The organism is Faecalibacterium faecis, assembly GCF_040096475.1.
In the GTDB taxonomy this organism is placed as follows: domain Bacteria; phylum Bacillota; class Clostridia; order Oscillospirales; family Ruminococcaceae; genus Faecalibacterium; species Faecalibacterium taiwanense.
In genome coordinates this window covers 125,341-138,371 of sequence record NZ_JBBMEP010000006.1, presented here as the reverse complement: position 1 = coordinate 138,371, position 13,031 = coordinate 125,341, and the positions used below count along the sequence as shown (strand labels likewise).

Here is a 13,031-nt window from a genome sequence, read left to right as displayed (position 1 = left end):
GAATGCGCCGGATACCTTATGTTCACCCTTTTTTACATCCGCGACAAAAGAGCCTGTGATGTTCGGCAGTCCGGCCTTTACTGTGGTGCCCGCTGCGTGGCTACTGCTGGCACCCATCAGCACGCGCTCCGATGCGATCTGCTCCCATGTGCCGCCAAACAGGGCGGCAGGGCTGGTGGGGTCGGTGCTCTGGTAGATGCTGCCCACCGGGTAGGCAGCGGAGCTGGGTGCGGCCAGCAGAGCATCGACATCTTCCTTTGTATAATAGGAAGAAAAATCGGCACCGAAGGTGCGCAGGGCGTTTGCCTTTTCGGCAGCGGTCCATTCCCCGGCGGCTGCGGCGGTGGTCAGAGCCTTCTTCACGCCGTAAGGCAGCAGGGCTGCGGTCAGCGGCAGAAGTGCATCCGTCATGCTGTCCAGCTGTTCGCGGGCAGCTGGTGCGATGATCAGAGTTCCGTCGCTGCGCACGTTGATGCCGCAGGCGGGGTCCACCCGCACTGCGCCGGGGGCCGAAGCCGTGGGCACCGTGCTGCTGCGCAGATAGGGCGACAGATCCGGCATGGCGGCAGTATCGGTCAACACGGCCCCGGTGTTGGGGTCCACGCTCAGCACCCGAAGCAGCTGGCCGGAGACCGGAACTGCCGGGCAGGGAAGCGCCCCCACATCCTGCGCCGTCAGTTTTACGATGCCGCTTTTGCCGTTCACGCTCACTACCTGACCGTCGGTAGGCACCAGCTCCTCTGCCCGTGCGGCAGCAGCCTCGGCACGGGCTGCACAGCGGGATGCAGCGGCACTGTCGGCGCTGGTGCGCTGTGCCGCGGTCTGGGCCTGTGCCGCATTGGATGCCGTGCTTGCAGCACTGGCTGCGGCACGCTGCGCGGCGGTGGAAGCGGTACTGGCACTTTCCAGCACACGCGCCACGAACTGCTCATACTGCGAGGGCGGCAGCTCTTCCGCGCCGCCGTCGGTGGGCAGGATGGCGTAGGTGTCGTAGCTGCCGGGCCGGGTATAGGCGGCGTAGCCGCTGGCATCGATGGCTGCCAGCATCCACTGTCCGCCGGTGCTTCCGGTCAGGCGGCGGTCCACGGTGACGCAGTGCTGCGTGTCTAGTGAGACCGGTGCCAGCAGGGTGCCGTCGCTGCGGCGCAGGTAGAGCGCAACGGTGCACCCGGCCCATGCTTCCGGCAGCGTGAAGCACAGCTCGTCCACACCGGCAGCGTTCTGTGCACCGAGGTGCAGGCGGTGCGGCTGGGACAGAAATTCAGTGCCGCCGCACTGCCTTTGAATGATCTTGATGTTCACTTGAAAACCTTCCTTTCTGCTTTTTGTTTGATTGTACAGCCGCTGCCCGGCAGCTGCCAGTGTGGTCTTTTGCTGCACAAATTTCTGTGCTTCGGCATTTTGCCGGGAGGCGCTTTTCATGAGTAATTCGCACAGTTCTTTGTGGGTGAAAAATGGGATGAAAAAGAGGTGGCTTTGTACGGAAAACCAGCGATTTTTGGCCGCTTGCCGCATGGGAAAACGAACCCAAAAGTGCAGTTTCCGGTGCAAAAAGTCCAAAATAAATGTTAAAAATTCGTGAACAAAACACCCCAGAAAACAGGTCGAAAATCGGAAGGAAATAACCGAAAAAACAATATTTTGGAGAAAACAATGTTAAAGTTGCACAAAAAATAACGTCAAAAAACTAACAAAGTATGAGAAGGTGATTTGACAAATGGCCATTGGACTGGTAAAATAAGAGCCGCTCAACGGAACCAACAGACGTTGCAGCGTTTAAAATTTATCTGGATGAAGTAAAAAGCCGTCTTATATACGGCGCGGCGCGGGCAGATGGGGTCCGGGCCGGGAGGGTAACTGCACTCTCCGCAGCGGAGTCCAAATTGTATACGATGCTCGATTTTACCAAAAAGAGGGCATCGTATTTGATTGTGGGGCCAGATGGCTTCTGCCCGCCCTGCAGTCCGGGCGGCCGGGGCATGAAAAACATGTCCGCAGCCGCAGCCAATTTTGAAAAGAGAGGAGTTGTCTCGTATCGCTTCCGTAAAATTGAAGAAAGCATTGTCTGACTGCAAGCATGCAGTCTCTCCCCGTGTGCTGGCGTTTTGTGTCATGGTCGTGTGCCTTGTGGCTACACTCAGTGTGACCGCTGCGAATCTGCGGCTGACCTACGTCACAGACTCCAATGGTGCCCGGCAGGTGATCCTCACCTCCGAGACCGACCCTGCACAGGTTATGAACCTTTCCGGCATCCAGTCCGAAGAGGGCGATCAGGTCTATTACACGGCCTACAGCGGCAATCTTGCCGCCCTGAACATTGAGCGCGCATTCTCCGTCAGCATCACTGCCGACGGTCAGGAGTACCCCGTCAAAATGGTGTTCGGCACCGTGGCGGATGCCCTGAAGCGTGCCGGTATCACCCTGGAGGGTGACGACTACACTGAGCCTGCTCTGGACCAGCTGGTGAGCGCAGGTTCCACCATCACGGTGCACCGCGTGGACTACACCGACCGTGTGGAGACGCAGGCCATCCCCTACGATACCGAGTACGTCTACACCAGCCTGTATTTCCGCAACACCGGCCGCGCCACCACGGTGCGCCATGGTGCGGAAGGCCAGCAGACCATCACCACCCGCGACCGCTATGTGGACGGCGAACTGGAAAACAGCATCGTGGTGGATTCCACCACCACTGTGGAGCCGACCAACCACATCGTAAAGACCTATGGCGCAGGCGCGCCGGTCTCCCCGCTGACCGGCCCGGACGGCACCACCAATGCACCCGCCTCTTACAGCAAGGTGCTCACCGGAAAGGCCACCGGCTACTATTCCAAGACCGGCAAGGGTTCTTCCGGGCTGGGTCTGGGCTACGGCACTGTGGCTGTGGACCCGGATGTGATCCCCTACGGCACCAAGCTGTATATCACCTCCACCGACGGCAAGTTCGTGTACGGCTATGCGGTGGCTACCGATACCGGCATTGCCGTGCAGAAGGGCCAGATCCTTGTGGACCTGTTCTACGAGACCTACGCCGAGAGCGTGATCAATGGAGCCATTCAGGTGAACGTCTACGTGGTGGACTGAGCAGGCTGAAAAGAACCGGGGAAACCGGAACTGAAAATTTTCAACAGAAACAGAGAGCTTCTGTACACCTTCCCTTTGGGAGGGTGTGCAGAGGCTCTTTTTTATTGTCAGATTGGCAGGATTCACCATAAAATTTGTAAAAATTTGGCGGGTATGTATATAAGGAAAAAATATCAACGAAAAGATTATGGTAAATTTTACAGTAAAATGCGGCGAAACTCTTGAAAAACAGACCGAAATTCTTTAATATAAAAGGGTAAAAAGCTACAGGTGCGCTTTGTGCATCTGTACGGGGAGGAGCAGTCTATGAAACCGACCGAGGAGAAGATCCAGAGCAATGCATCGGACCTGCCGGTGTATCTGTTTAAACAGGGCAATAACTGTGAAGCATACCGCTACTTTGGCGCACACATGGAAACGCGTGCCGGTGAAGCAGGTGTGGTGTTCCGCGTGTGGGCACCCCATGCTGTAGCCATCAGCGTGGTGGGCGACTTTAACAGCTGGAAGCCGGGCAGCCACCCGATGCGCAAGGTGGATGGCGATTCCGTATGGGAATTGTTCATCCCGGGCATGAAGGAATATGATGTTTATAAATACTGCGTGACCACCCGCGCAGGTGATCTGGTCTATAAGGCCGATCCCTATGCGTTCCACGCCGAGACCCGCCCGTCCAACGGCAGCAAGGTCTACGATATCAGTGGTTTTGCGTGGCACGATGATGCATGGCAGGCAGCACAGAAAAAGGCTGATGTGATCAACAGCCCGATGAATATTTACGAGATGCACGCCGGCAGCTGGAAGATGAAGGAGGGCGGCAAGCCCTACAATTATTCCGAGCTGGCAGACGAGCTGATCCCGTATATCACAGAGATGGGCTATACCCATGTGGAACTGCTGCCGGTCATGGAATATCCGTTTGACGGCAGCTGGGGCTATCAGGTCACCGGCTATTTTGCACCCACCAGCCGCTACGGCACCCCCAAGGACCTGATGGCCTTTGTGGATAAGCTCCATGCCGCCGGTATTGGTGTGATCATGGACTGGGTGCCTGCTCACTTCCCGAAGGATCAGTTCGGCCTGTACAACTTTGATGGCGAGGCCTGCTACGAGGACCCGAACCCGAAGCGCGGCGAACATAAGGAGTGGGGCACCATGGTGTTCGACTTCGGCCGCAGCGAGGTGCAGAGCTTCCTGATCTCCAGCGCACTGTATTGGCTGGAGCAGTACCATATCGACGGTCTGCGCGTGGACGCGGTGGCATCCATGCTGTATCTGGACTATAACCGCAAGCAGGGCGAGTGGGAGCCGAACAAGGACGGCGGCAAGGAAAATCTGGAGGCTGTTGCTTTCCTGCGCAAGCTGAACGACACCGTGCTGGGCCGTCACCCTCACAAGTACATGATCGCGGAAGAATCCACTGCATGGCCCATGGTCACAAAGCCTGCTTCGGACGGCGGCCTTGGCTTCAACTTCAAGTGGAACATGGGCTGGATGAACGATATGCTCAGCTACATGAAGACTGACCCGCTCTTCCGTTCCGGCAACCACAACAAGGTCACCTTCAGCTTCTTCTACGCCTTCAGCGAGAACTTTGTGCTGCCCATCAGCCACGATGAGGTGGTGCACGGCAAGGGCAGCCTGATCAACAAGATGCCCGGCGAGTACGACGCCAAGTTTGCAAACCTGCGCACCTTCTTTGGCTACATGATGGCCCACCCGGGCAAGAAGCTGCTGTTCATGGGTCAGGAGTTCGGCCAGTTCGCTGAGTGGAACGAGACAAAGCCGCTGGACTGGATGCTGCTGGGCTACGATAAGCACACCGAGCTGCAGACCTACGTCAAGACCCTGAACGCCTTCTACAAGGAGCATCCCGCCTTCTGGCAGGTGGATTACAGCTGGGAGGGCTTCCAGTGGATCGTGCCGGATGACTCGCAGCAGAGCGTCATCGCCTTCCTGCGCAAGGACACCTCCGGCAAGCAGATCCTTGTGGTGTGCAACTTCAACCCCGTCCTGCGCGAGGGCTACACGCTGGGCGCACCGGTGGCAGGCTCCTACAAGGAGATCCTGAACAGCGACGATGCAGAGTTCGGCGGTTCCGGCGCAGTCCACAACAAGGCCGTGCGCACCCACAAAAAGCCGATGCACGGCTTTGAGCAGAGCATCACCATCACCCTGCCGCCCATGAGCACCCTGTATTTTGAAGTGCCCACCAAGCGCACCCGCAAGGCCGCAGCGGACAAGACCGATAAGGCGGGAAAAAAGACTGCAGCCAAAAAGACAAAGACCGTTGCGGAGAAAGCTGCAGCAAAGGTGGTAAAGAAGCCGGGCCGCAAGCCCAAGGCAGAAGCTGCCTCTGCAGAGGAAAAGCCGGTGAAAAAGACCGCCCGCAAGGCAAAGGTTGAGCCGGAAAAGGCCGAGGAAGCACCCAAAAAGTGCGGCCGCAAGCCCAAGGCAGAGGCAGAACCCAAGGCGGAAAAAGCACCCGCAAAACGCACCCGCAAACCGAAGGAGCCCAAGGAATGACCCGGCTCTTCGGCCGACCCATACCGCACATGTTGACGCTCATTTCCGAACAACGGAAATGTTAATGTTAAAGGGGAGAATAAAGCTATGGCAAAAGAAATTGTGGCAATGATCCTTGCCGGTGGACGTGGCTCGCGCTTGTACGCGCTGACACAGAAAACGGCAAAACCCGCAGTGTCCTTCGGCGGTAAGTACCGCATCGTGGACTTCCCGCTGTCCAACTGCGTGAACTCCAACATCGACACCGTTGGCATCGCGACCCAGTATCAGCCCCAGAAGCTGAACGAGTACATCGGCAACGGCCAGCCCTGGGATCTGGATCGTCTGCACGGCGGCGTGCACACCCTGCCGCCCTACGAGCAGGCAAAGGGCACCGACTGGTACAAGGGCACTGCAAACGCCATCTACCAGAACATCGGTTTCATCGACAGCTACGATCCCGAGTATGTGATTATCCTGTCCGGCGACCAGATCTGCAAGCAGGACTATGCCGACTTCCTGCGCTTCCACAAGGAAAAGGGCGCAGAGTTCTCTGTGGCTGTTATGGAAGTGGACTGGAAGGAAGCCTCCCGCTTCGGCCTGATGGTGGCTGATGAGAACGACCGCATCACTGAGTTCCAGGAGAAGCCCCCGGTACCCAAGTCCAATCTGGCTTCCATGGGCATCTACATCTTCAACTGGGATGTGCTGAAGAAGTATCTGGAAGAGGACGAAGCAGACCCCAACTCCAAGAACGACTTTGGCATGAACATCATCCCCGCCCTGCTGCGCGACGGCCGCAAGATGTACGCCTACCGCTTTGCCGGCTACTGGCGTGACGTGGGCACGATCGACAGCCTGTGGGAAGCCAACATGGAAGTGCTGGATCCCGAAAACTCCGGCATCGATATCTTTGACGAGAAGTGGAAGATCTACAGCCGCAACCCGGTCCTGCCTCCGCAGAAGATCGGCCCCCGCGCTGTGGTGCAGGATTCCCTCGTCACGGAGGGCTGCAAGATCTACGGCAATGTGCATCACTCTGTGCTGAGCGCAGGCGTTGTTGTGGAAGAGGGCGCTACCGTTGAGGACGCAGTCCTGATGGACGGCGTTGTGGTCAAGGCTGGTGCTGTTGTCAAGCGCTGCATCCTGGCGGAGGATGTTGTGGTCGGTGCAGGTGCACGAGTGGGCGGCGATGGCCCCATTGCCCATGTGGGCACCGGCCTGACCGTCGGCGCAGGCGCAACCGTCAAGGAAGGTGCCAAAGTCTTTGAATCCGTCAAGGAGGGTATGGAAGTATGCTGAGCCAGAACACCAATGCGTTGGGTATTATTTTCCCCAACAGTTATGATAATACCGTCCCCGAGCTGGTGACCGAGCGCGCAATGGCTTCGATCCCCTTCGCGGGCCGCTACCGTATGGTGGACTTTGTTCTGTCCAGCATGGCAAACTGCGGTATCTCCAATGTCTCCATCGTGGTGCGCAAAAACTACCACTCCCTGATGGATCATCTGGGCACCGGCCGTGAGTGGGATATGGCCCGCCGTCACGGCGGCCTGAACATCGTGCCGCCTTTCGCTGAGAAGGGCGTGCGCATCTATTCCGGCCGTGTGGAAGCTCTGGGCTCTATCATGAACTTCCTGGAGAACCAGAAGGAAAAGTACGTGGTCATGAGCGACGCCAACGTTGCCCTGAACTACGACTTCAACGCCCTGCTGGCCGCCCATCAGGCAAGCGGTGCCGATGTGACCGTCGCTTACCAGAAGACCGAGATCCCCGAGGGCCGCAAGAATGACAACTACACCCTGACCGTTGATGCCGACGGCCGTGTGACCGAGCTGCTGTTCAACGATTACCGCCCCGGCGTGCAGAACCTTGACCTGAACATCTATGTTCTGGAGCGCGAGACCCTGCTCAAGCTGGTCCGGGATGCGACCTCCCGCGGCCTGATCTACTTCGAGCGCGATATTCTGGCCCACAATGTCAACATCCTGAACATCCACGCTCTGGAGTACACCGGCTATGTGGCACATGTCTGTGACATGAAGAGCTACTTCGACGAGAACCTCAAGCTGACCGATGACGAAAATCTGGAAAAGCTGTTCCCCAAGAAGAGCCCGGTCTACACCAAGATCCGCGACGACAACCCCACCCGCTATGTGCCGGGCTGCAAGGTGACCGACTCCATTCTGGCCGACGGCTGCGTCATCGAGGGCACGGTGGAGAACTGTGTGCTGTTCCGCGGCGTCAAGGTCAAGAAGGGTGCCGTCGTCAAGAACTGCGTGCTGATGCAGGATACGGTGGTGGAAGCCAATGCCGAGCTGGACTGCGTTGTTACCGATAAGAACGTGAAGATCACTGCCGGCAAGAAGCTGTCCGGCACCGAGAGCTTCCCGGTGTACGTGCAGAAGAAGCACACCGTCTGATTTTACTGAGTTATCCATAGGGGCGGCTTCCTCCCCGGTAGCCCCTCTTGAGAGGGGCGGGGGCATCTGTGTGCCCCCGCCTGCTCTTTTGTAAAAATGGTTTGTGCTGCCTGCAAGGGCGGTGGGGGAGAACGAAAATATCCCACTATATGGAAGGAGCGATCCTATGAGAATCCTGTATGCTGCTTCGGAAGCTGCCCCTTTTGCAAAGTCCGGCGGTCTGGCCGACGTTGCGGGTGCCCTGCCCAAGGCTCTGGTCAAGGACGGCGTGGATGCCCGCGTCATTATGCCCCTGTACGGCGATTTGAAGTTCCGTGATACGCTGGAGTACGTGACCAATTATTCCGTCCCCGTGGGCTGGCGCAGCCAGTACTGCGGCCTGTTCAAGACCGAGCGGAACGGCGTGACCTACTACTTCCTGGACAACGAGTATTACTTCAAGCGCCGCGGCCTGTACGGCTTCTACGATGACGGCGAGCGTTTCGCCTTCTTCTCCCGCGCCGTTTTAGAGACTTTGTTCTACATCGATTTCACCCCCGATATCATCAACTGCAACGACTGGCAGACCGCTCTGGTGCCGGTGTACCTGAACCTGTACTATCGCCATCTGGATAAGTTCAACCGCATCAAGACCATCTTCACCATCCACAACATCGCTTATCAGGGCAAGTACGGCACCGACATTCTGGAGGACACCTGCGGCATCGGCCGCCGCGACCAGCACATCGTAGAGTACGACGGCTGCGCAAACTTCATGAAGGGTGCTTTCGAGACTGCCGATAAGATCACCACTGTCAGCCCCACCTATGCCATGGAGATCCTCGACCCGTGGTTCAGCTATGGTCTGGACGCCCTGCTGCGCGAGAAGCAGTACAAGCTGTGCGGCATCCTGAACGGCATCGATACCGATTCCAACGATCCCGCTACGGATAAGAACATCCCCTTCAACTACGACATCACCAACTTTGAAGAGGGCAAGGCAAAGTGCAAGGAAGCCCTGCAGGATAAGTTCGGCCTGAACAAGGATGGCAGCCCCGTCTTTGCCATGGTCAGCCGCATGGTCGGCATGAAGGGCTTTGATCTGGTGCAGAGCATCGCCGATGGCCTGGTGGATCGCGGCATCGAGCTGGTCATTCTGGGCAGCGGCGAGAGCCAGTACGAGAACTTCTTCTCTGACCTGTGCGCACGCCATCCGGGCCGCGTTGGCACCTACATCGGCTTCGAGCCGGCCCTGTCGCAGGAGATCTACGCAGGCGCAGATGCCTTCATCATGCCTTCCAAGAGCGAGCCCTGCGGTCTGGCACAGATGGTGGCCTGCCGCTACGGCACGCCTCCCATCGTCCGCGAGACCGGCGGTCTGCGCGACTCCATCCACGACAGCACCATGGGTGAGGGCAACGGCTTCACCTTTGCGGGCTACAATGCCCACGAGCTGTATGTGGCCTGCTGCAACGCACAGAATGCTTACTATGACAAGGAGAACTGGAAGAACCTCGTGCATCACTGCATGGAGTGCGATTTCAGCTGGGATGTCTCCGCCAAGAGCTACGAGGGCCTGTACAACGAGACCGCAAACCTCTGGTAATGTCCTGAAAACTGCATAACGGCTGCCGCCCGGTTCCCAAAGAGCCGGGCGGCTTTTTCGTGTGACCCTCTCAGCTTCGCTTCGCTCAGCAGCTCCCCCGGAAGGGGGAGCTTTATTTGTGCTGCCCGAAAGATGCATAAAAGCTCGCCCTTCGGGAGAGCTGGCGCGTCAGCGCCTGAGAGGGTTCGCCCGTTTTTTTTGCATTCTGCACAATAGATCCATCAAACTTTTGGTATTGATGTGCCCGCAGACGCACAAACTCCATACAGGGCGTACAGTTACGGCATTAGTGTAAACAAACTATGAAATTTTACTAGAAAACAGTGGAAAATTGATTGAAAAAACGGCCGGTTTGAATTATACTATCGTTATAAGATTTTTTGCTGATTGCAAATCCTTGGCAAAGAATCCAGAATCTGGCTTTTGCAAAGGCACATCACACAGGGAGGAAACGCAGGTTGAAGGGCTGGTATAAGGCACTGGAGGATCTTGTCTGGCTGACCCAGCTGGGCCTGAATATGCTGCTGCCGCTGGTCATGTGTCTGGGCGGTGCATGGTGGGCGGTGAACAACTGGAGCTGGCCGGAATGGGTGTTCCTGCCGGCCATCCTGCTGGGGCTTGCTGCCGGGGCACAGAACTTCTGGTATTTTGCAAAGGAACACATGGACCGCACCAAAAAGGAAAAACCAAAGCGGGTGGGGTTCAACTCGCATCAGTAAACTTAACAGGAGGTTTCCCTTTATGAAACTGCAGCCGGAATCCAAAAAGGAGCTGACCCGCATTGCCTGCGGCACGGCCATCTGTACCGCCGTCATGTGGGTGATCTTTGCAGCTCTGCACCTGGTTGGCTGGGTGAAATTTGATTACACTGTTGTTCTGGGCAGTCTCATCGGCGCGGCCGTGGCCATCGGCAACTTTGCGGGCATCTGCCTCGTGTGCCAGAAGGTCATCGACGAGCAGGATGAGAAACGGCGCAAAGCGACATTGCAGGCTTCCTACAATGTCCGGATGCTTTTGCAGGCGGTGTGGATCATCGTTGCCATCGGGGCACCGGTGTTCCAGCCGTTTGCCGGTGTTCTGCCCCTGCTTTTCCCGCGCGTTACGATCTACTACCTGCAAATAACCGGCAAGTACAAGCCTCTTGCACCGGCCGGGCCTTCGGTGGACGTCTCTGTGGAGGACGACCCCGAACCCGCACCGGAGCCGGAAGCTGAACCCCGTGACGAAGGGGGTGAAACGTAACAAATGGAACTGAACGGCGCAAAGATCCTGTATACCATCCATACGGACATCCCCCTGCTGGGTGATTTCAAGATCTCCCAGACCTTAGTCAGCACCTGGATCGTCATGGCGCTGCTTTCGGGTTTTGCCATCTGGCTGGGCAGCAACCTCAAGCTGGAAAATGTCTCAAAGCGGCAGGCCGCCGCCGAGTTCATCGTAGAACGGCTGGACCAGTTCGTGCACGACAACATGGGCTATCACTTTGATCAGTATATCCCGCTCATCGGCGCGATCTTCGCTCTGAGCATCGGCTGCAACCTCATCAGTGTCATCGGCCTGTGGAGCCCCACAGCCGACCTGAACACCGAGGCGGCGTGGGCCATTGTGGTGTTCGTGCTGATCATGTACTACAAGATCAAGACCAACGGCATCCTTTCCTACCTGAAAGGTCTTTTGGACCCCATCTTCATCATGGCACCCATCAATGTGCTGTCGGAGGTTTCCACCCCCGTCAGTATGGCGTTCCGTCACTTTGGCAACATCTTGTCCGGTACGGTCATTTCCACACTGCTGTACTGGGCGCTGGCAAGCCTGAGCCACGTCATTTTCGGCTGGCTGCCGGGTGCCTTGAGCCAGATCCAGCTGTTCCAGATCGGCATCCCGGCCTTTACGGGCCTGTATTTCGACTGGTTCGGCGGCTGCATTCAGGCGTTCATCTTCTGTACCCTGACCGCAATTTTCATCAAACGTGCTGCCGGTGAGGACTAAGCCCTCACAACGGCATCTCCCAAAACAAAAAACTTTTTTGGAGGACAAATCTTATGACTGACTTTCAGTACCTCGCTCGTGGTATCGCTCTGGCAGGCTGCGGCATCGGCGCAGGCTGCGCACTGATCGCAGGTATCGGCCCTGGTATCGGCGAAGGCAACGCAGCAGCTGCTGCCTGTGAAGCTGTGGGCCGTCAGCCCGAGTGCAAGAGCGACGTTACCAGCACCCTGATCCTGGGCGTTGCACTTTCCGAGACCACCGGTATTTACGGCTTCGTCACCGGCCTGCTGCTGATCTTCCTGGCACCCGGTATGTTCATGAAGTTCCTGGCATAAGCGGAACCTTTTACAAAATAACGAAAGGAGACGCTTATGGAACTGTACCAGGCGTTGATCACGCTGGACGGCTGGACCTTTCTGGCCCAGATCTGCAATCTGATGATCCAGCTGTTCATCTTCAAAAAGTTCCTGCTGAATCCGGTCAAAAACGTGATCGCAGAGCGCAAGGCGAAGGCAGACAGCCAGATCGCCGATGCCACCAAGCTGCGCACCGAAGCCGAAGCCATGAAGGCAGAGTACGAGCAGAACCTGCAGAATGCCCGCACCGAGGCCAACGAGATCGTAGCCAATGCGCAGAAGACGGCCACCGCCCGCGGCGAAGAGATCGTGGGCGAGGCCCGCGCGCAGGCTGCTGCCCTCAAGCAGAAGGCCGAAGCCGACATTGCGCAGGAGCGCAAGAAGGCCGTGAACGAGGTCAAGGACGAGATCGGCGGCATCGCCATGGAGATCGCCTCCAAGGTGGTGGAGCGTGAGATCAGCGAGAAGGACCACAAGGATCTGATCGACGAATTTATCAAAAATGTGGGTGAAGCATCATGACCGAGACTGCAAGGATGTACGGCGGAAGCCTGTACGATCTGGCGGCGGAGGAAGGGCTGGAGGCCCGCATTCTGGGTGAGCTGGACGAAGCCGTGGCGCTTTTTAAGGCAAACCCGGACTACCTGCATCTGCTCAGCACCCCCAGCATCCCCAAAAAGGAGCGCTGCGGCCTGCTGGATGAAGCACTGCGGGATCAGGTCCACCTCTATGTGCTGAACTTTTTGAAGATCCTGTGCGAGAAGGGCACCCTGCGGGAGCTGTCCGGCTGTGCACGGGCTTACCGTGTGCGCTACAATCAGGCGCACGGCATTCTGGAAGCAACGGCGACCACTGCAGTGGCAATGACGGAGCAGCAGGCAAAGAGCCTGCACGAAAAGCTGGAAAAGCTCACCGGCAAGACCATCGACCTGAAAACAAAGGTCGATCCGGCAGTGCTGGGCGGCATCCGGCTGGATATCGAAGGCACCGAGCTGGACGGCACGGTGCAGAACCGTCTGGCCGCCCTGCGCAGGGATATTGCTTCCGTGACACTGTGATCGAATTTCCACCCGAAAGATTTTTAAGAATTGA

Annotated in this window: 12 protein-coding genes; 11 read left to right on the top strand and 1 reads right to left on the bottom strand. The window is 57.4% G+C overall.

Translation table 11 applies throughout. The features are described 5' to 3' along the window. Window positions 1-1,302, bottom strand: a 1,302-nt coding sequence (locus WMO17_RS04760) for a phage baseplate protein (RefSeq protein WP_349137576.1), incomplete at its 3' end; no start/stop codon positions are given. Window positions 1,303-2,061: 759 nt separating this feature from the next. Here WMO17_RS04760 and WMO17_RS04755 point away from each other — a divergent pair. The 11 genes from WMO17_RS04755 to atpH all read left to right on the top strand — a co-directional run bounded on the left by WMO17_RS04755 (window position 2,062) and on the right by atpH (window position 12,997). Then, window positions 2,062-3,084 carry a resuscitation-promoting factor gene (locus WMO17_RS04755; RefSeq protein ID WP_242702886.1) on the top strand — a complete coding sequence of 341 codons (1,023 nt, stop codon included), beginning with the start codon at window positions 2,062-2,064 and terminating at the stop codon, window positions 3,082-3,084. A gap of 306 nt (window positions 3,085-3,390) precedes the next feature. Next, window positions 3,391-5,607: a 1,4-alpha-glucan branching protein GlgB gene (glgB, locus tag WMO17_RS04750; protein WP_349137575.1), complete on the top strand. Its 2,217-nt coding sequence runs from the start codon at window positions 3,391-3,393 to the stop codon at window positions 5,605-5,607. Window positions 5,608-5,694: 87 nt separating this feature from the next. After that, window positions 5,695-6,888, top strand: a complete 1,194-nt coding sequence (locus WMO17_RS04745; RefSeq protein ID WP_005938116.1) for a glucose-1-phosphate adenylyltransferase — start codon at window positions 5,695-5,697, stop codon at window positions 6,886-6,888. Continuing rightward, window positions 6,882-8,009, top strand: coding sequence for a glucose-1-phosphate adenylyltransferase subunit GlgD (gene glgD, locus WMO17_RS04740; RefSeq protein WP_005938113.1), 1,128 nt, complete (start codon window positions 6,882-6,884; stop codon window positions 8,007-8,009). Before WMO17_RS04745 ends, glgD begins: the two co-directional genes overlap by 7 nt. A 166-nt stretch (window positions 8,010-8,175) precedes the next feature. Next, window positions 8,176-9,594 carry a glycogen synthase gene (locus WMO17_RS04735; protein WP_097774381.1) on the top strand — a complete coding sequence of 473 codons (1,419 nt, stop codon included), beginning with the start codon at window positions 8,176-8,178 and terminating at the stop codon, window positions 9,592-9,594. A gap of 458 nt (window positions 9,595-10,052) precedes the next feature. After that, window positions 10,053-10,313: an AtpZ/AtpI family protein gene (locus tag WMO17_RS04730; RefSeq protein WP_044953278.1), complete on the top strand. Its 261-nt coding sequence runs from the start codon at window positions 10,053-10,055 to the stop codon at window positions 10,311-10,313. Between the two features lie 22 nt (window positions 10,314-10,335). Further along, window positions 10,336-10,836 (top strand): ATP synthase subunit I, encoded by a 501-nt coding sequence (locus WMO17_RS04725; RefSeq protein ID WP_005938105.1) that lies wholly within the window; start codon window positions 10,336-10,338, stop codon window positions 10,834-10,836. Window positions 10,837-10,839: 3 nt separating this feature from the next. After that, window positions 10,840-11,583, top strand: coding sequence for a F0F1 ATP synthase subunit A (locus WMO17_RS04720; RefSeq protein WP_349137574.1), 744 nt, complete (start codon window positions 10,840-10,842; stop codon window positions 11,581-11,583). 53 nt (window positions 11,584-11,636) lie between these two features. Then, the gene (gene atpE / locus WMO17_RS04715; protein WP_005930278.1) at window positions 11,637-11,918 is read left to right on the top strand and encodes an ATP synthase F0 subunit C; all 282 of its coding nucleotides are present in this window, start codon (window positions 11,637-11,639) and stop codon (window positions 11,916-11,918) included. A 36-nt stretch (window positions 11,919-11,954) separates the two neighbouring features. Then, the gene (gene atpF, locus WMO17_RS04710) at window positions 11,955-12,461 is read left to right on the top strand and encodes a F0F1 ATP synthase subunit B (protein WP_005938099.1); all 507 of its coding nucleotides are present in this window, start codon (window positions 11,955-11,957) and stop codon (window positions 12,459-12,461) included. Further along, the gene (atpH, locus tag WMO17_RS04705) at window positions 12,458-12,997 is read left to right on the top strand and encodes an ATP synthase F1 subunit delta (protein ID WP_349137573.1); all 540 of its coding nucleotides are present in this window, start codon (window positions 12,458-12,460) and stop codon (window positions 12,995-12,997) included. The genes atpF and atpH overlap by 4 nt, the downstream gene beginning before the upstream one ends. Window positions 12,998-13,031 lie beyond the last annotated feature (34 nt).